At 69.9% G+C, this 20,231-nt stretch carries 19 protein-coding genes; 17 read left to right on the top strand and 2 right to left on the bottom strand.

Features of this window, described 5'->3' with window-relative positions; translation table 11 throughout:
• Positions 1–209: 209 nt before the first annotated feature.
• Positions 210–815, bottom strand: coding sequence for a hypothetical protein (locus ACYVOK_RS12145; RefSeq protein ID WP_460662444.1), 606 nt, complete (start codon positions 813–815; stop codon positions 210–212).
• Positions 816–883: 68 nt separating this feature from the next.
• Here ACYVOK_RS12145 and ACYVOK_RS12150 point away from each other — a divergent pair, with 68 nt between their 5' ends.
• From ACYVOK_RS12150 to ACYVOK_RS12190, 9 genes are all read left to right on the top strand, one after another.
• On the top strand, positions 884–1,282 hold the full coding sequence (locus ACYVOK_RS12150) for a hypothetical protein (RefSeq protein ID WP_460662445.1): 399 nt from the start codon (positions 884–886) through the stop codon (positions 1,280–1,282).
• A 110-nt stretch (positions 1,283–1,392) separates the two neighbouring features.
• A complete protein-coding gene (locus ACYVOK_RS12155) occupies positions 1,393–2,508 on the top strand; it encodes a GNAT family N-acetyltransferase (protein ID WP_460662446.1) in 1,116 nt (371 codons plus the stop codon).
• Positions 2,480–3,430: a potassium channel family protein gene (locus ACYVOK_RS12160; RefSeq protein ID WP_460662447.1), complete on the top strand. Its 951-nt coding sequence runs from the start codon at positions 2,480–2,482 to the stop codon at positions 3,428–3,430. Before ACYVOK_RS12155 ends, ACYVOK_RS12160 begins: the two co-directional genes overlap by 29 nt.
• Before the next feature lie 75 nt (positions 3,431–3,505).
• On the top strand, positions 3,506–4,417 hold the full coding sequence (locus ACYVOK_RS12165) for a zinc metalloprotease (RefSeq protein ID WP_460662448.1): 912 nt from the start codon (positions 3,506–3,508) through the stop codon (positions 4,415–4,417).
• A gap of 206 nt (positions 4,418–4,623) precedes the next feature.
• Positions 4,624–5,808, top strand: a complete 1,185-nt coding sequence (locus ACYVOK_RS12170) for a LacI family DNA-binding transcriptional regulator (protein WP_460662449.1) — start codon at positions 4,624–4,626, stop codon at positions 5,806–5,808.
• Positions 5,805–6,728, top strand: coding sequence for a carbohydrate ABC transporter permease (locus tag ACYVOK_RS12175; protein WP_460662450.1), 924 nt, complete (start codon positions 5,805–5,807; stop codon positions 6,726–6,728). The genes ACYVOK_RS12170 and ACYVOK_RS12175 overlap by 4 nt, the downstream gene beginning before the upstream one ends.
• The gene (locus ACYVOK_RS12180) at positions 6,725–7,558 is read left to right on the top strand and encodes a carbohydrate ABC transporter permease (protein WP_460662451.1); all 834 of its coding nucleotides are present in this window, start codon (positions 6,725–6,727) and stop codon (positions 7,556–7,558) included. The genes ACYVOK_RS12175 and ACYVOK_RS12180 overlap by 4 nt, the downstream gene beginning before the upstream one ends.
• A 43-nt stretch (positions 7,559–7,601) precedes the next feature.
• On the top strand, positions 7,602–8,885 hold the full coding sequence (locus ACYVOK_RS12185) for an ABC transporter substrate-binding protein (protein ID WP_460662452.1): 1,284 nt from the start codon (positions 7,602–7,604) through the stop codon (positions 8,883–8,885).
• The gene (locus tag ACYVOK_RS12190; RefSeq protein WP_460662453.1) at positions 8,885–10,018 is read left to right on the top strand and encodes an ADP-ribosylglycohydrolase family protein; all 1,134 of its coding nucleotides are present in this window, start codon (positions 8,885–8,887) and stop codon (positions 10,016–10,018) included. Before ACYVOK_RS12185 ends, ACYVOK_RS12190 begins: the two co-directional genes overlap by 1 nt.
• Before the next feature lie 3 nt (positions 10,019–10,021).
• Here ACYVOK_RS12190 and ACYVOK_RS12195 read toward each other — a convergent pair whose 3' ends face one another.
• Positions 10,022–10,579, bottom strand: a complete 558-nt coding sequence (locus ACYVOK_RS12195; protein WP_460662454.1) for an alkaline phosphatase D family protein — start codon at positions 10,577–10,579, stop codon at positions 10,022–10,024.
• Between the two features lie 80 nt (positions 10,580–10,659).
• Between ACYVOK_RS12195 and ACYVOK_RS12200 the strand changes: the two genes are divergently transcribed.
• The 8 genes from ACYVOK_RS12200 (at position 10,660) to ACYVOK_RS12235 (ending at position 20,231) form a co-directional block, all read left to right on the top strand.
• On the top strand, positions 10,660–11,958 hold the full coding sequence (locus ACYVOK_RS12200) for an ADP-ribosylglycohydrolase family protein (protein ID WP_460662455.1): 1,299 nt from the start codon (positions 10,660–10,662) through the stop codon (positions 11,956–11,958).
• On the top strand, positions 11,948–12,862 hold the full coding sequence (locus tag ACYVOK_RS12205) for a ribokinase (protein WP_460662456.1): 915 nt from the start codon (positions 11,948–11,950) through the stop codon (positions 12,860–12,862). The genes ACYVOK_RS12200 and ACYVOK_RS12205 overlap by 11 nt, the downstream gene beginning before the upstream one ends.
• Positions 12,859–14,847, top strand: coding sequence for an SUMF1/EgtB/PvdO family nonheme iron enzyme (locus ACYVOK_RS12210; protein WP_460662457.1), 1,989 nt, complete (start codon positions 12,859–12,861; stop codon positions 14,845–14,847). The genes ACYVOK_RS12205 and ACYVOK_RS12210 overlap by 4 nt, the downstream gene beginning before the upstream one ends.
• Positions 14,844–16,031 (top strand): CaiB/BaiF CoA transferase family protein, encoded by a 1,188-nt coding sequence (locus ACYVOK_RS12215; protein ID WP_460662458.1) that lies wholly within the window; start codon positions 14,844–14,846, stop codon positions 16,029–16,031. The genes ACYVOK_RS12210 and ACYVOK_RS12215 overlap by 4 nt, the downstream gene beginning before the upstream one ends.
• Positions 16,032–16,859: an HpcH/HpaI aldolase/citrate lyase family protein gene (locus ACYVOK_RS12220; protein ID WP_460662459.1), complete on the top strand. Its 828-nt coding sequence runs from the start codon at positions 16,032–16,034 to the stop codon at positions 16,857–16,859.
• A gap of 83 nt (positions 16,860–16,942) precedes the next feature.
• A complete protein-coding gene (locus ACYVOK_RS12225; RefSeq protein WP_460662460.1) occupies positions 16,943–18,535 on the top strand; it encodes a phytoene desaturase family protein in 1,593 nt (530 codons plus the stop codon).
• 1 nt (position 18,536) lies between these two features.
• Positions 18,537–18,944, top strand: coding sequence for a TIGR03668 family PPOX class F420-dependent oxidoreductase (locus ACYVOK_RS12230; RefSeq protein ID WP_460662461.1), 408 nt, complete (start codon positions 18,537–18,539; stop codon positions 18,942–18,944).
• A gap of 24 nt (positions 18,945–18,968) precedes the next feature.
• Complete coding sequence (locus ACYVOK_RS12235; protein ID WP_460662462.1) at positions 18,969–20,231, top strand: RNA polymerase sigma factor; 1,263 nt, start codon at positions 18,969–18,971, stop codon at positions 20,229–20,231.

Below are 20,231 nucleotides of genomic sequence, written 5' to 3' on the forward strand. Positions count from 1 at the left end.
ACAGTCACAGGCCACGAGGACCGGTGTGAAGGCTGTGGCGTCGGACCGGGAAGCGCCTCACGGCGCGTGGCCGCTCGTAGCGGCTATTTTTGGGACCCGGGGCTTACGCCGGCCCGACACCTCGAACAGTGTAGCGGGTGGCGAAACCCCTTGTCCTGTGGGGATCTCGGACCGCAAGACGTCATAGCATCCGCTGCCGGAGTCCGCAACTACCAGAGTTGCCCGGCGCGTTCCGTGCGTGCCGCGGTCTGCAACTGATCTGCCATCTCGACCAGTTTCGACGCCGCCAGCACCTGGTCGTGGCCGTCGTCCGCGAGGTGCACCCGGCCGGTCGCGACGATCCGCGCGAACGCAGCCGCCCGGTCCAGGGTGGTGGCGAAATCCCCGGTCGCGACACCGCGCAGTACGGCGTCGACCATGTCCCGCACCTCGGTCGGGCCGGGCGGCTCGGCGACACCCGCGACCACCGCGTGCACCTCGGCGTACTTGCGCCCTGTCGCGAACTCACGGGACACCTGCTCGGCGTTCGTGTGCACCCACGACCGCAGCAGGTACAACCGCCAGAGTGAACCGGGCAGCGAGTCGGACGGCGCGTCGGACCAGAGCTCCGCGAGTTCGTCGAGGCCGTAGTCGTCGGCCAGCTTGACCACCCGCGCGTGCACCTCGGCATCCTCGGAGTCGCGGGCGCCGCGCACCAGCAACTCGGCGGTCCGGTGCGCGACCTCGGTGGCGACCGCCGGGTCGACGGCCCCGGGGAGCGACTCGAACAGCTTGTTGCCGGGCATGATCGGACGGCGCGGGTTGGGCGTGGTCACGCGCTCCATGGTGCCTGACACGGCGAACCTTCGCATGCCGACCCGGCACAGTCAGTACGCTCGGCTGTATGGCAACGGCAGGTGGCGGACGGGGCAGGCTGGCCAAGAACCTGATCAAGTACGGCGTGCGCTACGGCCCGCTCGCGGTCGAGGCGGTCAAGCACGGCCGCGAACCGGCCCAGCAGGCCGTCCAGGCGGCGATGGCGAAGCGCTCGGCCCGGAAGAAGGCGATCGAGCATGCGCTGACCGTCCGCGACGGCTCCTTGCTCAAGGTGATCAAAGACGGTCAGGCGATCTTCTTCGTCTTCTCCGGCGACGCGATCGTCACCACCTACCCGCCGGTCCCGCCGAACACCTACCCGGAACTGCTCCGCCACGCCGACCTCGACAAACGCGAGCCGGCCGTGGCGCTGGCCGCCCGGCGGCCGAAGATCGGTCCCCGCCTGCCCAAGATGCGCCGCCGGTAGCCCGATCACCGGCGGCACGGAAGGTTGACGCGGGCGTAACATTCCGGACCCGGTTGGGCAACACCTCCACCGCAGAGTGGAAGGACGTTCCAACGAGGGAGGGCGTCCGCATGCTCTGGAAGATCAGGACCGAACTCGCCGATCGGCCCGGTGCGCTGGCCGAACTCGCTGCACGCTGTGGTGCGGACGACATCAACATTCTGAGCCTGGAGGTGTTCACCACCGAGACCGGCGCCGTCGACGAACTGGTGGTGTCCACCGGCGTCGGCTGGACCGCGGCCGACCTGACCGCACTGGTCGCCGAGGCGGGCTGTGTGCGGACGACGGTCCGCCCGTGCCAGGCCGACGTCCTGAGTGACGGCCCGACGCGCTACCTGCGCGCAGTACTGCGGCTGATCGACGACCCGGTGTCCGTCGACGAGGAACTCGGCAACCTGCAGGGGTTCGAGGAGTACACGCCGGCCGAGTGGGCCCGAGCCGACGCCCTCGTGGAGATCGCCGGCCGGCTGGCCGAGCGGTACGAGGGGGCCGTGATGGACGGTCCGCGTCCCGGCAGCGGCCTCCCGGACCTGCGGAAGGCAACGGTCGAGGACGCCGAGGCGGTCGTCGCCATGCACGAACGGTGCTCGTACGAGAGTCGCACCCGGCGCTACCACGTGCCGATGCCGAAGCTGACGACCCGGACCGCCCGGCACCTGGCCGCGCCGGCCGGCGGGATCTCGATCGTGGCGGCCGTCGACGACGCCGTCATCGGGATGGCGACGGCCGCGCCCTGGGAGGAGCTGGGCAGTACGACGATGGAGGTCGCCGTACTCGTCGAGGACGGATGGCAGGGACAGGGCCTGGGCCTGCAACTGCTCCGCCGGGTGGTGATCGAAGCCCGGGCGCTGGGAGCCGACCGGGTGGTCTGCGTTGTCCAGCCGGAGAACCAGGCGATGCTGCGCACCCTCGAGCGGTTGCGGATGCGTTCCCGGGTCGACCAGGACGGCGACAACCTGATGGTCACCGTCGCGCTCTCCGACCAGAGCCTGTCGCATTCCGTGGATCGACCACCGGTGCAATATCGTCGGACTCGTGCCACCCCTTCCCATCGGTCGCAACCCGCACGGGCTGCTGGTCAACCTGCCCGCGAGCACTCGCTCGCCGCTCTTTCAGCTGTTCCTGCGGTTCCTGGTCGCCCTGGGGCTGCTGACCCTGATGGTGCTGATCGTGGTGGTCGACCGTGACGGCTACAAGGACAGCTACGACGGCACTGTCGGCCTGATCGACGCGATCTACTACGCGACCGTCACCCTGACCACCACCGGGTACGGCGACATCACTCCGGTGACGCCGACGGCCCGGCTGGTGAACGCGTTCGTGGTGACGCCGTTGCGGATCTCCTTCCTGGTGGTCCTGGTCGGCACGACACTGGAAGTCCTGGCAACCGAAGGTCGTCGCATCATGCGCGACACGCGATGGAGGAAGCGCATGAAGGACCACACTGTCGTTGTCGGCTACGGCACCAAGGGCCGGTCCGCCGTCCAGACGCTGATCAGCAACGGGGTGAAGCGCGAGAACATCGTCGTGATCGACCCGCGCGCGCAGGCGATCGGTGACGCGGGCAACGACCAGATGGCCGCGTTCCACGGCGACGCGACGAACCGGACCGTGCTGCGCCGCGCCGAGGTGATGACGGCACGCGAGGTGATCGTCACAACGGACCGCGACGACGCGGCGGTCCTGGTCACGCTGGCGGTCCGGCAGCTGAACCCGGACGCGCACATCGTGGTCGCGGTCCGCGAGGAGGACAACGTCCCGCTGCTGCGGCAGAGCGGCGCGGATGCGGTCGTCACGTCGTCCGAGGCGGTCGGCCGGCTGCTCGGCCTGTCGGCGGTCAGCCCGAACCTCGGTGAGGTGATGGAGGACCTGCTGACGTACGGCGAGGGCCTCGAGGTGGCCGAACGGCCCGTGCTCGGCCGCGAGGTCGGCAAGCCCCCGTCGGCCGTGCCGGACCGGGTGGTGTCGGTGGTCCGCGACGGCAGGGTGCACCGGTACTACGACTCCAGCGTCTCGGTTCTTGCCGCCGGCGACAAACTCATCGTCGTCCGCCCGGCCAAGGAAACCCCGTGGGCCGAGCGTCCGGGCGCCGACGAAGACGACGAGTGAGCTCTTCCGCTGGACGCGTGTGAGTGCTTCCCTCGGATGAGGCGGGGACGGAACCCGCCCGAGGGGTGAGGCATGATGCGGTGGAAGAAGACTGTCGGTGTGGCTGCCGTCGTACTGTTGCTGTGTTCGGGAACGACCGCGGCGCAGAGTCAGGCGATCTCGCCGGGTAACGAGTGGGTCGGTCCGTGCACTCCCCATGACGCCGGCGCGCACGCGCGCGGCGGACCGGAGCGGGAGCCGGACCTCGGACAGGTGCACGAGGATCTGCCGGCCTCGGCGAAGGGGAAGGCAGGGCCCGGGTTCAAGGTGACCGTGCCGGTGTACTTCCACGTGGTCACCGACGGATCGATCGGCGCGGTCACGACCGCCCAGATCAACGCGCAGATCGCCGTACTGAACAACACCTTCGCGGGTGGTGAAGGCGGCGACCAGAGCGGCTTCAGCTTCCGGTTGGCCGGCGTGACGCGAACCGACAACGCCGCCTGGTTCTACGCGAACCCGGGCGGCACGAACGAGCACAGCATGAAGCGGGCGCTGCACACCGGGGGACCGGGAGCGCTGAACTACTACTCCACGACCGCGGGTGCCTACCTCGGCTGGGCCTACCTGCCTGACATCGTCACCAAGCCCGGGCAGGCCTATCTCGACGGTGTGGTGGTCGACTGGGAGTCCATGCCGGGTACGTCGACGACGTACGAGGGCCGCTACGACCAGGGCGAGACGGGGACGCACGAGGTCGGCCACTGGCTGAACCTCGAGCACACCTTCTACGGCGGATGCAGTGCGCACGGCGACTACGTCGACGACACCCCGGCGCAGAAGACCCCGACCAACGGCTGCCCCGAGGGCAAGGACACCTGCAAGGCACCTGGACTGGACCCGATCCACAACTACATGGATTACTCGTACGACTCCTGCTACACCGAGTTCACTCCCGGCCAGTCCCAGCGGATGGCCGACGCCTGGCTGCATTACCGAGCCGGCTAGCCGGTAGCAACCTCGGACACCATCCCGGGACCTCGGACATCTGGTCAGATGTCCGAGGTCCCGTTTGGTGTCACGGCTGCCCGGGACGAGTGGTCACGGTCCGGTTTCGGGGTGTGGTCGGCGCCCGCGCGGTGTTGACGGCTACGGGAGGGCGACTTTAGTGTCTGATCTGTAAACGATTACAAGAACGATTACAGGAGGCGGGCGTGAGCCGTCCGACGATCGCCGGAGTGGCCCGGGCAGCCGGGGTCTCGGTGGCGTCGGTGTCGCGCGTGCTGAACGGGTTGCCGGCCACGGACGAGATGGTCGAGCGGGTGCAGCGGGCGGTCGAGGAGCTCGGGTACGTGCCGGACGCGCGGGCCCGGTCGCTCAAGGTCGGGCGGACGTTCCAGCTGACGCTGGCGGTCGCCGATGTCGGCAACCCGGTGTACGTGACGATGATGCGGGCGGTCGAGGAAGTGGTCTCGGCGGCCGGTTACCGCCTGGTGGTGACGACGACCGGGCCGGACGTGGTGGACGAGGTCGCGCTGGTTCGGGGGATGGCGCGAGGGTACGCCGACGGTCTGGTGATCAGCCCGCTGCGGGTCGACGACGACCTGATCAAGTCGATCCGTGAGTGCGAGGTGCCGGTGGTCGTCGCCGGTAACGTCCCGGCCAGGGCGGGTGTCGACACGGTCCGGGCGAACTCCCCGAAAGGCATCATGCTCGCCGTCGACCACTTGGTCGCCCGCGGCCGCCGCCGGATCGCCTTCCTCAACGGCCCCGCCGACACCGTCCCCGGCACCGCCCGAGCCAAAGGCTTCGCCGACGCCCTACGTGCCCACAACTTGCACCCGGCCGCGCTCGCCGAAGCAACAGACTTCACCTTCCCCGCAGGCCGCGCCGCCGCCCCGGCCCTGTTGGCCGCCAGCGGCCTGGCCTCCAGCCAGTCCCCCCGGCGACCCGGCGCTACCGAACCGGCCAGTTCCCGCCCGGAGGGCGGTGCTGTGGCGCCAGCTTCCACCGGTTCCCGCCCGGAGGGCGGTGCTGAGGCGCGGGCTTCCGCCAGTTCCCGCCCAGGGGGCGGTGCTGGGTCGGCTTCCACCGGTTCCGGCCCGGAGGGCGGTGGGTTTGATGCGGTGATTTGTGCGAATGATTTGTTGGCGGTGGGGCTGATGCATGAGTTGGCGGCGGTGGGGCTCGAGGTGCCTCGGGACGTGGCTGTGGTCGGGATGGACGACAGCGAGCTGGCCGAGCAGAGTTTTCCGCCGTTGACGAGTGTGAATCTGGGTTCGGCCGAGCGGGGGCGGCGGGCCGCGGAGTTGCTGCTGGCAAGGATCGAGGACAGCACCCGGACACCCCGGCGCATTGTCGTCCAGCCGTCCCTCAGCATCCGGAGATCCACACCATGAGCGCGACCTTGACGGCGCCCCCGCAGACCCCGGCAAAGAACACCGGCAGGCCGAAGCAGAATCGGGAGGCGATCTTTCTGTTTCTGCCGGCGCTGCTGCCGGTGCTCCTGCTCAGTGTCTACCCGCTGGTCCGCGGGATCGCGCTCGGCTTCACCGACGCCCGCGCCGGCCTGAACGTCGACACGAACTTCATCGGCTTCGGCAACTTCGAGAAGCTGTTGCAGAACGACCTGTTCTGGTCGTCGTTCCGGATCGGCGTGGTCTGGACCCTGTCGGTGACGATCCTGCAGTTCGTCGCCGCGCTCGGCCTGGCCCTGCTGCTGAACACGAACATCAGGTTCCGCGGCGTGGCACGGACGCTGGCGCTGATCCCGTGGGCGATGCCGCCGGTGGTCGTCGCGATCATGTGGCGGCTGCTGCTGCACCCGACCAACGGCCCGGTCAACGAGGTGCTGCAGACGCTGCGGCTGACCGACCAGCCGATCAACTTCCTGGGCGACTTCGGTACCGCGCTGCCGGCCGTGATCGTGGTCGGCATCTGGGTCGGCATGCCGATGACCACGGTGACGCTGCTGGCCGGGATGCAGAGCATCGACCGGTCGCTGTACGAGGCGGCCGCGGTCGACGGCGCCGGCGCGTGGAGCCAGTTCTGGAACATCACGCTGCCGCAGCTCAAGACCGTGATCGTCGCGATCACCAGCCTGGACATGATCTGGAACTTCAACTCGTTCGGCCTGGTCTACGTGCTGACCGCCGGCGGTCCGGGCGGCAAGACGATGCTGCCGATGCTGTTCGCGTACAACGAGGCGTTCCGGTACGGGAACTTCGGCATGGCCGCCGCGATGGGTGACGTGATGGTCGTGATCATCATCGTGTTCCTCGGCTTCTACCTGCGCAACCGGCTCAGGAGCCAGGCATGAGAACCCGTCCGCTCGCCCGCGTCCTGCAGTACGCCGCCGTCGTCTGCTACCTGATCTTCCTCGGCTTCCCGCTGCTCTGGCTGATCTCCAGTTCGCTGAAGTCGCCGCGGGAGTTCGCCAGTGTCACGCCGACGCTGTTCCCGAAGGACCTCGACTTCTCCAACTACACCGCCGCGCTGGAGGAGCAGGGCCTGGTCAGGTCGATGGGCAACAGCCTGCAGATCTCGGTCGCGAGCACGATCCTGGTGCTCATCGTCTCGCTGCCGGTCGCGTACGCGCTGGCCCGGTTCCGCAGCCGGCTGCGGCCGGTCACCAACGGCTGGATCCTGGTCAGCCAGGTGTTCCCGGTGATCCTGATCGTGATCCCGCTGTTCATGATCCTGCGGCCGTTGCACCTGACCAACACGATCCCCGGTGTGGTGATCGTCTACATGGTCTGGTCGATGCCGTTCGCGTTGTGGATGCTCCAGGGGTACGTCGCCGCCGTACCGCGGGAGCTGGAGGAGGCCGCGTCGGTGGACGGGGCCGGGCGGCTGCGCACGATCGTGTCGATCGTGATGCCGCTGCTGCGGCCGGGGCTGATCGCGACCGCGATGTTTACCTTCATCTCGGCGTGGAACGAGTTCTTCTTCGCTCTGGTCCTGTTGCAGGACCCCGAGCTCAAGACGCTGCCGCTGGTCCTGGCCCGCTTCGTCGGCGCCGAGGGCCAGGTCCAGTTCGGTCCGCTCGCGGCTGCGTCCGTCCTGGCCACGGTGCCGAGTCTTGTCTTCTTCGCCTTCCTGCAACGAAGGCTTACATCCGGCCTGCTGAGCGGCGCCGTCAAAGGCTGAAAGAACAAACAAAAAACGTTGTAGTGGGCAATGAGGAGAAACCATGAAGAAAGTAGTGACCGCACTGCTGGCGGCCGGCGCCCTGGTGACGCTCGCCGCCTGCGGTGGCAACAGTGACGAGGGCTCCGGCGACTCGGGCTCGTCCACCGAGAAGGTGACGCTGAAGTTCCAGAGCCTCGCCTTCCAGAAGACCACCGTCGCCGCGACCAAGAAGATCGTGGCGGACTGGAACGCGGCCAACCCGAACATCCAGGTCGAGTACGTCCAGGGCAGCTGGGACTCGGTGCACGACCAGCTGGTCACCCAGTTCCAGGGTGGTACGGCGCCGGACATCATCCACGACGAGTCCGCCGACCTGAGCGGGTTCATCAACCAGGGTTACCTCGCCGACCTGTCGCCGTACCTGAGCCAGCAGACGAAGGACGCCGTACCGCAGGGTGTCTGGGACACCGTCTCCAAGGACGGCAAGGTGTACGCCGCGCCGACCCTGCTGCAGTCGTACGTCGTCTTCGGCAACTCGGCGCTGCTCAAGCAGGCCGGGATCACCACGACCGGTGACTCGCTCAGCTGGGACGACCTGGCCGCGAACGCCAAGAAGCTGACCGCCGCCGGCAAGTACGGCCTCGGCTGGGGGCTGAAGAGCCCGACCGCGACCGTGCTGAACCTGGGCATGAACTTCGACGCACAGTTCTTCGAGGGCTCCGGCCGGGACGCCAAGGCGAAGATCGGCGACGCCGAGCTCGAGGTGCCGAAGCGGATCCACGCGATGGCCTACACGGACAAGTCGATCGACCCGACCTCGCTGACCCAGAGCGGTTCCGACGTGCTCCCCGGCTTCTTCGCCGGCAAGTACGCCATGGTTGTCGGCGGCAACTACGCCGCGCAGCAGATGGTCGAGCAGGCGCCGAAGGGCTTCCAGTGGGAGGTGCTGCCGCCGCTGAAGGGCACCAGCACCAAGCAGGCGGCGAACCCGCAGACCCTGTCCGTGCCGGCCGAAGGCAAGCACATCAAGGAGGCCGCGCAGTTCATCGACTACTTCATGAAGGCCGAGAACCTGGCCGCGGTCGGTCAGGGCGACTGGCTGATCCCGACCACGCAGGCGGCCCGGGACGCGATCCTGAAGGCGACCGGCGGCAAGAACGGCTGGGAGCAGACCCTGGCCGGCGCGGTTGAGCTGACCAAGGCGCCGTTCCAGAGCGTGGAGAACTACCCGAAGTGGAAGGACCAGATCGCGACACCGGCGCTGCAGGAGTTCCTGGCGAACAAGACCGATCTGGCCACGCTGGGCAAGAAGCTGAGTGACGGATGGGGCCAGGTCAACAGCTGATGTCCCTGCTGGAGGAGAAGGCGACAGGTGCCCTCGTCGGTTCCGCGGTCGGTGACGCGATCGGAGGCGCCGTCGAGGGCTGGACCCCGGAGGCGATCCGGGAGCGCCACGGCGGCTGGGTCACCGGCATCGTCGGCCCCTGGTACGACGACTGGCGCACGGCCCGGCCGATCGCGCCGTATCACAAGGGCGACGGGCACATCACCGACGACACCTTGATGACCCACGCCCTGGTCGAGGTGTACGACGAGCGCCGGACCCACCTGGACGCGTACGCGATCGCGGACGCGCTGGTGCCGAAGATGCTGAACGGGCCCCGCTGGGTGCCCGAACTGGAGACCGAGGCGCTGCTGCTGCACCGGGTTTTCCTGGCCGAGAAGTGGCTGGTCACCCGGTTGCACTACGGGCACGTCGATCCGCGCGAGGCCGGCGTCGGCAACATCGTCAACTGCGGTGCGGCGATGTACGTGGCGCCGGTCGGGATCGCCAATGCCGGCGACCCGGAGGGTGCGTACGCCGAGGCGATCGACCTCGCCGGGGCGCATCAGTCGAGCTACGGGCGGGAGGCGGCCGGCGTGTTCGCGGCCGCCGTCGCCGCCGCGATGACGCCGGGGGCAACGGCCGCGTCAGCCGTCGAGGCGGCCCTGGCGCTGGCCAAGGACGGCACGCGGAGGGCCGTCGAGACGGTGGCCGAGGCAGCGCACGGGGTGACGGACTGGGAGCAGGCGATTCCCGTGCTGCGCAAGGCGATCGAGCCCTACGACACGGTCGGGCCCGACTACCGGGACCAGCCGCTTGATGCCCGGCGGCCGAGCCGGACCAAGGCGATCGAGGAACTCCCGGTGGCGCTCGGTTTCGTGCTCGTGTCGGAGGGCGACGTACGGCGTGCGGTCCTCGGCGGCACCAACTACGGCCGGGACGCGGACTCGATCGCCTCGATGGCCGGTGCGATCACGGGCGCGCTCAGTGGCCTGGCCGGTGTGCCGGCGGACTGGGCGGCGGATGTCGCCGAGGCGAGCAAGACCGACCTGGAGCGGCCCGGGCGCGTGATGGCGTCGGTGGCCGTGGACATCCGCGCGGCCGACGCCGAACGCTGGGCGCGGCGGACGGCCGCCTTGGACGCACTGGTCTGAATGTCACGTGCTGTAGGCCTCGAGTTCGACGATCCGGGAGTACCCGTGGTCGTTGGAATCCCGGATGACAACGCGTACTGCGTCACTTGCTTGACACGACGCGACCGCGATCGTCAGCGCGGGCTGCTCGGTCGGCGCGGGCGCTGTTCGCGTACGGCCGACCGGGCTGATCTGACCGTTGGCGCGGAAGCGGTAGAAGTAGTGCCGCCACGGACGCAGGCCGCGGACGTCGACGTGCACGGTGTGTGCGTACTCGGGACGGGCATGCGCCGTGCCGCGTCGTACCACTCGGCGGAACGACTCGTCCTCGGCGACCTCCCAGTCGACCTTCACCATGCGGTCGTCCATCCCGCCGAACGGCTCCAGCGGTCCCGGTGCGAGGCGAGTCCAGATCACCACGGCCTCCGGCATCGGGTCGCCCGATGCGACGCCCAGGGTGAACAACGGCCGATTGTCGGTGCGCTGCGGTATTCCTGTGGGACCAAGTTCAGGGAGGTTGCCGGTGAGCGCGAGAGCGGCGGCGGCGCCGGTCGCGGTGAGGAAGCTGCGGCGGGTGGGCATGTGACGGAGTATCGGGCGCGTGCGACACGAGGTTCCAGGGACGCGTTTCGCCTGCTGCAACAAGGGAAGGAAGGACCCGGATGAGACTGACCTGGGTGCAGCCGGAGGATCTGCTGCCACACCAACTGATCCAGTCGCGCGCCGAGGGTGTGGACGTCGCCGACGTCGAGGCGCGCTGGCGGGAAGCCGGTGGTACGACGGACGCCCCGGCCTCGGGAGCCTCGGACGAACCTGCCTCACCAGAGCTGCGGTCCCTCGCCCGCGAGCTGATCGCGGAGCTGGACGCGCGGGCGGGGGAGTGGCGGGAGCCGGGGATCCCGGAGCTTCCGCCGGTGCGGCCGGCCGGAGATCTCGAGCAGCGGACGCTGAACGCCTGGCTCGGGCGGGCCGCCGGGAACCTGCTCGGCAAGCCGGTGGAGAAGATCCCGCGCGAGGGCATCCGGGAGATCCTGCAGACGTCGGGCCAGTGGCCGCTGACGCAGTACATCACCGCGGCCGGCGTACCGGACGAGGTGCGGAAGCGCTGGCCGTGGAACCGGCGGTCCGAGCCGACCAGCCTGCGCGAGAACATCGACGGCATGCCCGAGGACGACGACCTCAACTTCGCGATCCTCGCGCTGCAGTTGCTCGAGCGGCACGGCTCGGCGCTGACCACCGAGGACGTCGCACAGGCGTGGCTGAGCGACCTGCCCGCCGGCCGCGTGTTCACCGCCGAACGTGTTGCCTACCGCAATCTCCTCGAAGGCGTCGAGCCGTCCCGTGCGGCGGTGGTCGGCAACCCGTTCCGCGAGTGGATCGGCGCGCAGATCCGCACCGACGCGTACGGCTGGGCGCATCCGGGCGACCGTACGGCGGCCGCCCGGCTGGCGCTCGTCGACGCGCGGTTGAGTCACACCGGGGCAGGTGTCGACGGCGCGCTCTGGGTCGCCGCGATGTCAGCGGCAGCGATGATCCTGGACGATCCGCGCGAGGTGGCCGTCGCCGGGCTCGAGGTGGTCGCGGCCGACGGCGCAATCGCACAAGCGGTTCGGTTCGGACTCGCCCTCGCGGACACCGGGCTGGACGAGGCGCTCGATGCCTTGCACACGGAGTACGGCGACCTGCACTGGGTGCACGCGGTGAACAACACGGCGCTGACCGCGTACGCTCTGACCGCTCCGAGCTTCGCCGACGCGATCGGTCGCGCGGTGATGGGCGGGTGGGACACCGACTCGGTCGGCGCCACGGTCGGTGCGGTGTTTGGTGCCGTCCGCGGGGTTCCGGCAGAGTGGTCTGCACCACTGAAGAACCGGGTGGCCACGAGCCTGCCGGGGATGAACCAGATCGCGATCGACGAACTGGCAGCAAGGACTGTGGAGGTGGCCCGGGGTGGAGCCTGATGTCGTCCCTGACGTTGTCGTCGTGGGCAGTGCGAACGTGGACCTGGTGCTCCCGGTCCAGCGGATCCCGCGCCCCGGCGAAACCGTGCTCGCGGGGGTGATGAGCCGCGGTCCGGGCGGTAAGGGAGCCAATCAGGCGGTCGCGTCGGCGCGCGCCGGTGCACGAAGTGCAATCGTTGCCTCACTCGGCGTGGACGACGCCGGTGAACTCCTGCGCGACGCGCTGTCCGGCTCCGGCGTCGACCTCTCCCTGGTCTCGTCCTCGGCCGGCACTCCGACCGGTACGGCGATCATCACCGTCGACGAGTCCGGCGAGAACTCGATCGTGGTCGCGCCGGGTGCCAACGGCGAGCTCACCCTGTCCGCGGACGCGGTCGAGGCCGTCGGGAGAGCGAAAATTGTGCTTTCCCAACTGGAGATCCCGTTCGGCACCGTCCAGGCGGCGGCCGCGGCGAGTTCGTACTTCATTCTCAATGCGGCTCCGGCGGCCGAGCTGTCCGACGAGTTGCTCGCGCACGTCGACCTGCTGGTGGTGAACGAGACCGAGGCCGAGGTGATCGCCGGCGCCGACCGGTCCGCGCTGCTGAAGCGCGTGCCGGCCGCGGTGGTCACGCTCGGCGGTGCCGGAGCCGTGATCCTGACCCGCGGGCACGACGAGATCGTCGTTCCCGGCGTACCGGTCGACGTGGTCGACACCACGGCCGCGGGCGACACGTTCTGCGGGGTGCTGGCGGCAGCATTGTCTGCCGTGTCAGCTGTCGACGCGATCACGCCGAGCGACCTGACGAATGCGGTCCGACGCGCTAACGTTGCTGCTTCATTGAGTGTTCAGGCCGCGGGGGCGATTCCCTCGGTGCCTCACGGGGATGCAATCGACGCGCGTTATGCGGAGGTGTACCTGTGAATCCGCTCGAGCCGCGGCCCATCGATCTGCCCGCCACGGTGGATCTCGGCCTGCGGCGTGATCTGTCGTACCTCGACGACGCCAAGATCCTCGGTGCGCCGGAGGATCCGGCCGACCTGCCGCGGTGGCGCGGCAAGCTCGCCGAGTGGCTGATCGGTGCGTACGACCGGACGCCGTACGACGGCTCGCACTACGAGGTCCCCGGCCGGGAGTGGACCCAGACGGCGTACTCGGTGGCGCTCATCTGGCTCTGGGACGACCTGCTGTACGACGTGGAGACCGGGAGGTTCACCCCGGAGAAGTTCGTCCGGCACGGGGTCGACGAGTTCGGCGGGTACGACGCGGTGGTGCTGTGGCACGCGTACCCGGTGATCGGGATCGACTCGCGCAACCAGTTCGACTTCTACCGCGACGTACCGAACCTGCGGGAACTGGTCGACGACCTGCACCGGCTCGGCCTGAAGGTGTTCTTCGACTACAACCCGTGGGATGTGGGCACGCGTCGGACCGCGCGGTCCGACGCCGACGAGTTCGCCGCCCTGGTCACCGACTACGCCGTCGACGGCGTCTTCCTGGACACGCTGAAGGAAGGCGACCCGGCCTTCACACGCGCGCTGCACCAGGCGAACCCGGCGATCGCGCTCGAGGGCGAGTCACGGTTGCCGCTGGCAAGGGTCGGCGACCACGCGCTGTCCTGGGCGCAGTGGTTCGCCGACACCAGGGCGCCCGGCGTGCTGCGGGCGCACCTGTTCGAGCGCCGGCACATGATGCACCACACCCGCCGCTGGAACCGCGACCACAGCGACGAACTGCAGTCCGCCTGGGTGAACGGCGTCGGCATGCTGGTGTGGGAGTCGGTCTTCTCGTCGTGGGTCGGCTGGAACGCGCGGGACCGTGCAACGCTGCGCCGGATGGTCGCCGCGCAGCGCGCGTTCGCGCCGGTGCTGATCAACGGCGACTGGATCCAGCTGACCCCCGAGGTCCCGGACAAGGCCCGTGACCACGGCGTCTACGGTTCGCGGTGGGACCTGGCCGACATCACCTTCTGGACGCTGATCAACCGCGACGAGGAGGACTTCGAGGGCATCGTGCTGCGTTCGGAGGACCAGGTCGGGGACTGGTACGACGTGACGTCCGGGGTGCCGATCACCGCGGACGACGACGGGGTTCACCTGGTCGTGCCGGGGCGTGGTGTGGCCGGGATCGTCCGGGTCGGCGCGACCGCCGGCGCGAGTTGCCGGGCGACGGCGCGGCGACTCGGCACGATGCCGCGACCCCACGTCAAGGACTCCGCGTTCCCCGCCGCACCGGCCCGGCGGGTCGAGGTGCCGGCCGTTTCCGGTGACGCCGAGATCGGCCCGGCGGTCGACGTACCGGCGGGGGAGCGGGAGTTGGTCGTGCGATACCGGCGGCGGGAGACCGGGCTGTACGACCAGGCGCCGTACGTGGAGGAGTGGAAGCCGCTGCCGCCACGGCTGCACGACATCCAGACCATCACCCGGTCGGTGAGCCTGCCGGGGATCTCGGTCGCGGTGTCCGAGGTGACCAACGCGCAGTACGCCGAGTTCCTCGCCGCGACCGGCTACCGGCCGCGCGTGGCGAACCGGTTCCTCGCGCACTGGGCCGACGGTGCGCCCGTCCCCGGGACCGAGGACCAGCCGGTGACGTACGTCGACCTGCCGGATGCGCGCGCGTACGCGGCCTGGCGCGGCGGGCGGTTGCCGACCGAGGACGAGTGGCAGGTCGCCGCCGAGCTGGACGGATTCACCCGGGCCGAGCCGCTGGTGTGGAACCTGACCGAAAGCGAGCACCGCGACGGCCGCAGCCGCTTCTGCATCCTCAAGGGCGGGTCGCATCATGTTGCCGAGGGCTCGGACTGGTACGCCGACGGCGGACCGAAGGACCCGGACGTGAGTTTCAAGCTGGTGCTGACCGGAGGTGGTCTCGATCGCGCCGAGACCATCGGTTTCAGGATTGCGGGATGAGGACTGCTCCACTCGACGGCGTGAAGGTGCTGGAGGCGGCGACCCTGTTCGCGGGACCGCTGGCGGCGACCTTCCTGGGTGACTTCGGCGCCGACGTCACGAAGATCGAGCACCCGGCCCGGCCCGACGCGGCCCGGACGCACGGTGCCTCGAAGGACGGCGTCGGCCTGTGGTTCAAGACGCTCGGCCGGAACAAGCGGCTCGCGACCCTCGACCTGTCCCGCGGCGGCGACGTCTTCCTGGAGTTGGTGCGGCAGAACGACGTACTGATCGAGAACTTCCGGCCGGGGACGCTGGAGCGATGGGGGCTCGGTCCGGACGTCCTGCTCGAGGCGAATCCGCGGCTGGTGATCGCCCGGGTGACCGCCTTCGGGCAGGTGGGTCCGTGGTCGAGGCGGCCCGGGTTCGGGTCACTGGCCGAGGCGATGAGCGGCTTCGCCGCCGTGACCGGTGAGCCGGACGGCCCGCCCACGCTGCCGCCGTTCGGGCTGGCCGACGGGATCACCGCGCTGGCGACGGCGTACGCCGTGATGGTCGCGCTGCGCGAACGGGATCGGTCCGGCCAGGGCCAGGTGATCGACATGGCGATCATCGAGCCGATCCTGATGATGCTCGGCGGTGGCATCACGGCGTACCAGCAGACCGGTTACGTGCAGCCGCGGCTGGGGAACCGCTCGTCGAACAACGCGCCGCGCAACGTCTACAAGACCGCCGACGGCCGGTGGGTCGCGGTGTCGACGAGTTCGCAGAGCATCGCCGAGCGGGTGATGACCCTGGTCGGCCGGCCGGACCTGGTCGAGCAGCCGTGGTTCCGGACCGGTCGTGAGCGGGCCGAGCACGCCGACGAACTCGACGACGCGGTTGGGTCGTGGATCGCGGAGCGGTCGCTCGACGAGGTGATGGCGGCGTTCGAGAAGGCGGAGGCGGCGGTCGGGCCGGTGCACGACATCCGCGGGATCATGACCGACCCGCAGTACGCCGCTCTGCACACGATCGTCGCCGTGGACGACGAGGAGCTGGGGGGACCGGTGCAGATGCAGAACGTGTTGTTCCGGCTGTCGGAGACGCCGGGATCGATCCGCTGGGCCGGCCGGCCGCACGGCGCGGACACCGACCAGGTGCTCGCGGAGATCGGCGTGACGGCCGAGCAGCTGGCGGCGCTGCGCGAAGCCGGCGTGGTCTGAATGCTGACCGCGCTGTATGTTCCGGCGAACCGGCCGGACCGGTTCGCGAAGGCAGTCGCCGCGGGCCCCGACCTGGTCGTGTTCGACCTTGAGGACGCGGTAGGCGTCGACGACAAGGCGGACGCGCGCGGCTGGGCGGTGGCGTGGATCGCCGCGAACGCCTCGGGTCCGGTGGAGGTTCGGGTCAACGCCCCCGGCACGCCGTGGATCGAGGACGACCTGGCCGCGGTCGCCGCCCTACCCCGGATCCGGATCCGGCTGCCGAAGGTGGAGAGCACGGCCGATGTGCACGCCGTCCTCGAGAAGGTGCCGTCGGCAAGGATCACCGCGCTGATCGAGTCACCGCTCGGGCTGGAGAGGGCGTTCGAGATCGCGTCGGCGGATCCGCGGGTCGTCGCGGTCGCGCTGGGGGAGGCGGACCTGGCGAGTTCACTCGGGGTGGACGGCCCGGCCGGACTGGCGTGGGCCCGCGGCCGGCTGGTGTCGGCGTCGCGAGCCGCCGGCTTGGGCGCGCCGATGATGTCGGTCTATCCGCACGTGAACGACGTCGAAGGGCTGCGGCGGACGAGTCTGGAGGGCCGCGCGCTCGGCTTCGTCGGACGGACGGCGATCCACCCGAGGCAACTCCCGACGATCGTCGAGTGCTTCACCCCGACCGCCGTACAGGTCGCCGAAGCCGAGGCTCTGCTCGCGGCCGTCGAGAAGGCCGGGGTGTCCGAGGGCGGCGTCATCGTCCTCCCGGACGGCCGTATGGTCGACCCCGCGATGGTGGGGCGCGCCAGGGAAGTGAGCACCCTCATGCGGCAGATAGAGGCCCGGCAGAGTTAGGGATGCCACCCGATCCCTTGCGTGTTGCGCGGCACCTGCTCGCGACTGCACGGGATCGGGCGGCATGCCCTAAGGTCGTAGGCATGCTGCCGCGCAGTGTTGATGCCGTGGTGATCGGGTCGGGGCCGAACGGGCTGGTGAGCGCCATCACTCTCGCCGACGCGGGCTGGGACGTGCTGGTGCTGGAGGCCGCGGAGGTCCTCGGCGGTGCGGTCCGGTCGACCGAGAGTGACGGCTGGATCAGTGATCGTTTCAGTTCGAACTACCCCCTCGGCGTGGCGTCACCGGTGCTGCGCGCGCTGGAACTGGAGAAGCAGGGCCTGAAATGGGCCTACGCCCCGCTCCCGATCGCCCACCTGATCGACCCCGACGGTGGCGCGGTCGCGATCCATCCGGACCCCGAGGACACCGCGAAGTCGATCGGCGCGGACCACCCCGGTGACGGCGAGGCCTGGTTGCGGCTCTACGAGCAGTACGTCCACATCCGCGAGCCGCTGCTGAAGGCGCTGCTGACGACCTGGCCGCCGATCGTGCCGGGGGTCAAGCTGGCGCGGAAGCTGGGTTCGGTCGGGGAGTTGCTGCGGTTCGCGCGGTTCATGGCGATGCCGATGCACCGGATGGGACAGGAACTGTTCGAAGGTCCGCGCGGCCCGGCGTTGATCGCCGGCAACGCGCTGCACGCCGACGTGCCGCTGTCCGGCAGCGTGAGCGGCACCATGGGGTGGCTGCTGGTCATGCTCGCGCAGGACGTCGGGTTCCCGGTGGTGGCCGGTGGCTCCGGCGGGCTGTCGGCTGCTCTGGTCAGCCGCGCCGAGCGCGCCGGCGCCCTGCTCGTCTCCGGGACGCCGGTGACCGCGATCGAGGTGTCGTCCGGACGCGTGACCGGCGTACGGACGGCCTCCGGTGAGACGGTCGTGGTGAAGCGCTCGGTGGTCGCCGACGTGTCCGCCCCGGACCTCTACACCAAGCTGTTGCCGAGTGCGACGATTCCGGCCGGGCTGCGGCGGGACCTGGACGAGCGGTTCCAGTGGGACTACCCGACGGTCAAGGTGAACTTCCGGCTGAACGGCCCGATCCCGTGGCTCGCGGCCGAGGCGCGGTCCGCCGGCGTCGTCCACCTGGGCGGGACCGCGGACGACCTGGTCCACCTGTCCGCCGATCTCGACACCGGCCGGATGCCGTCGCAGCCGTTCATGCTGATCGGGCAGACCACCAAGTCCGACCCGAGCCGCTCGCCGGAAGGGACCGAGGCGGTCTGGGCGTACTCACATCTGCCGCGCGGCATCGGGGACGACGAGTCCGCGGTGCGGCTGGCCCATCGGATGGAGCGGGCGATCGAGCGGCACGCCCCCGGTTTCACCGAGCTGATCATCGACCGTGACGTGCAACGGCCGACCGACCTCGAGTCCGGCAACGCGTCCCTCGGTCTCGGCGCGGTCGGCGGCGGCACGATGCAACTCCAGCAACAGCTGGTGTTCCGCCCGACCATCGGACTCGGCAGCCCGCGCACCTTCGTCTCCGGCCTCTACCTCGGCAGCGCGGCGATCCACCCCGGCGGCGGCGTCCACGGTGCCTGCGGTCACCTGGCCGCCCGCACCGCGCTCCGCGACGCCTCTGTCATCGGCCCACTGACCCGGGCTCTCCCGACCGCGGCGCTCCGGCACCTGCAACGCTGACGTGCGACTCGACGAAGCCGACTGCAGGGCGCGCGTCGCGGCGGCGCGCGTGGGGCGGCTGGCGACCGTCGGGGCCGACCTGCGGCCGCACGTCGTACCGGTGACGTATGCGGTGCACGCGGACGAGGTGTTCGTCGGGATCGACCAGAAGCCGAAGACCACCACCGCGCTGAAGCGGGTGCGGAACATCGCGGAGAACGAGCGGGTGGCGATCCTGGTCGACGAGTACGACGAGGACTGGACGCATCTGTGGTGGGTTCGGGTCGACGGAGTCGCGCGGGTGCTGCCCGAGCTGCCGGCCGCGGTCGAGTTGCTGCGCGCGAAGTATCCGCAGTACGACGATGATCCGCCGCGCGGGCCGGTAATTGTCGTCCGCGCGGACGGCTGGTCCGGCTGGTCCTACGCCTGACCGGGGGAGGCCTAGGGTGGAGGGGTGCGTGTGGATGACGGAGTGAGCGTGGAGGGGACGCTGCGGGAGTTGGCGCCGCAGGTGCTGGGGTTCCTGGCGCGGCGGTACGGGCAGTTCGACCTGTGTGAGGACGCCGTACAGGAAGCCTTGCTGGCGGCTGCGACGCAGTGGCCGGTGGACGGCGTACCGGCCAATCCGCGGGGGTGGTTGATCACGGTCGCGACCCGGCGGCTGACCGATCAGTTCCGTAGCGAGAACGCCCGGCGGCGGCGTGAGGACTCGGTCGCCGCGATGGCCGGGCCGGAGGAACTGGTTGCCCCGGGCGCCGACGCGGACGCGACGCCGGACTCCGACGACACGCTCACGTTGCTGTTCCTGTGCTGCCATCCCGCGGTCACGCCGGCCTCGCAGGTCGCGCTGACGTTGCGCGCGGTCGGCGGTCTGACGACGGCGGAGATCGCGCGGGCGTTCATGGTGCCGGAGGCAACGATGGCGCCGCGGATCAGCCGGGCGAAGAAGAGCATCAAGGCGGCCGGGAGCCGGTTCGTGATGCCGCCGGAGGAGGAGCGGGCGGACCGGCTGCGCGTCGTGCTGCAGGTGCTGTACCTGATCTTCAACGAGGGGTACACGGCCAGCTCCGGTGCGGAGTTGCAGCGGATCGAGCTCACCGCCGAAGCGATCCGGCTGACCCGGATGCTGCACGACCTGCTGCCTGACGACGGCGAGGTCGGGGGCCTGCTGGCGTTGATGCTGCTGACGGATTCCCGTCGCGCGGCGCGTACGACGGCCGACGGCGGACTGGTCCCGATCGACGAGCAGGACCGGACCCTGTGGGATCGCCGGCAGATCGAGGAAGGCGCCGCGCTGATCCTGCGGACCTTGCCCCGGGGTGAGGTCGGGCCGTACCAGCTCCAGGCGGCGATCGCGGCGATCCACGCGGAGGCACCGAGCGCCGAGGACACCGATTGGCGCCAGATCCTCGGTCTGTACGTGCTGCTCGAGAAGCTCGCGCCGAACCCGATGGTCACGCTGAACCGCGCGATCGCCCTCGCCCAGGTGGAAGGACCCGAGGCCGGTCTCGACCTGCTCGCCACCCTCGACGACGACAAGAACCTCACCGAGACCCACCGCCTGGACGCCGTGCGCGCCCACCTGTTCGAACGCGCCGGCGACCTCGCCAAGGCCCACGAGCACTACCTGGCCGCCGCCCGCCGCACCACGAGCCTCCCTGAACAGCGCTACCTGACCACCAAAGCCGCCGCCATCTCGCAGCGAACCGGCAGCTGA

The organism is Kribbella swartbergensis, assembly GCF_054784135.1.

Bases quoted from the DNA above. Each gene is read 5' to 3' on its own strand.
- ACYVOK_RS12150 (WP_460662445.1), top strand. From the start codon at position 884: ATGGCAACGGCAGGTGGCGGACGGGGCAGGCTGGCCAAGAACCTGATC.
- ACYVOK_RS12155 (WP_460662446.1), top strand. From the start codon at position 1,393: ATGCTCTGGAAGATCAGGACCGAACTCGCCGATCGGCCCGGTGCGCTG.
- ACYVOK_RS12160 (WP_460662447.1), top strand. From the start codon at position 2,480: ATGGTGCTGATCGTGGTGGTCGACCGTGACGGCTACAAGGACAGCTAC.
- ACYVOK_RS12165 (WP_460662448.1), top strand. From the start codon at position 3,506: ATGCGGTGGAAGAAGACTGTCGGTGTGGCTGCCGTCGTACTGTTGCTG.
- ACYVOK_RS12175 (WP_460662450.1), top strand. From the start codon at position 5,805: ATGAGCGCGACCTTGACGGCGCCCCCGCAGACCCCGGCAAAGAACACC.
- ACYVOK_RS12180 (WP_460662451.1), top strand. From the start codon at position 6,725: ATGAGAACCCGTCCGCTCGCCCGCGTCCTGCAGTACGCCGCCGTCGTC.
- ACYVOK_RS12185 (WP_460662452.1), top strand. From the start codon at position 7,602: ATGAAGAAAGTAGTGACCGCACTGCTGGCGGCCGGCGCCCTGGTGACG.
- ACYVOK_RS12190 (WP_460662453.1), top strand. From the start codon at position 8,885: ATGTCCCTGCTGGAGGAGAAGGCGACAGGTGCCCTCGTCGGTTCCGCG.
- ACYVOK_RS12195 (WP_460662454.1), bottom strand. From the start codon at position 10,579: ATGCCCACCCGCCGCAGCTTCCTCACCGCGACCGGCGCCGCCGCCGCT.
- ACYVOK_RS12200 (WP_460662455.1), top strand. From the start codon at position 10,660: ATGAGACTGACCTGGGTGCAGCCGGAGGATCTGCTGCCACACCAACTG.
- ACYVOK_RS12215 (WP_460662458.1), top strand. From the start codon at position 14,844: ATGAGGACTGCTCCACTCGACGGCGTGAAGGTGCTGGAGGCGGCGACC.
- ACYVOK_RS12220 (WP_460662459.1), top strand. From the start codon at position 16,032: ATGCTGACCGCGCTGTATGTTCCGGCGAACCGGCCGGACCGGTTCGCG.
- ACYVOK_RS12225 (WP_460662460.1), top strand. From the start codon at position 16,943: ATGCTGCCGCGCAGTGTTGATGCCGTGGTGATCGGGTCGGGGCCGAAC.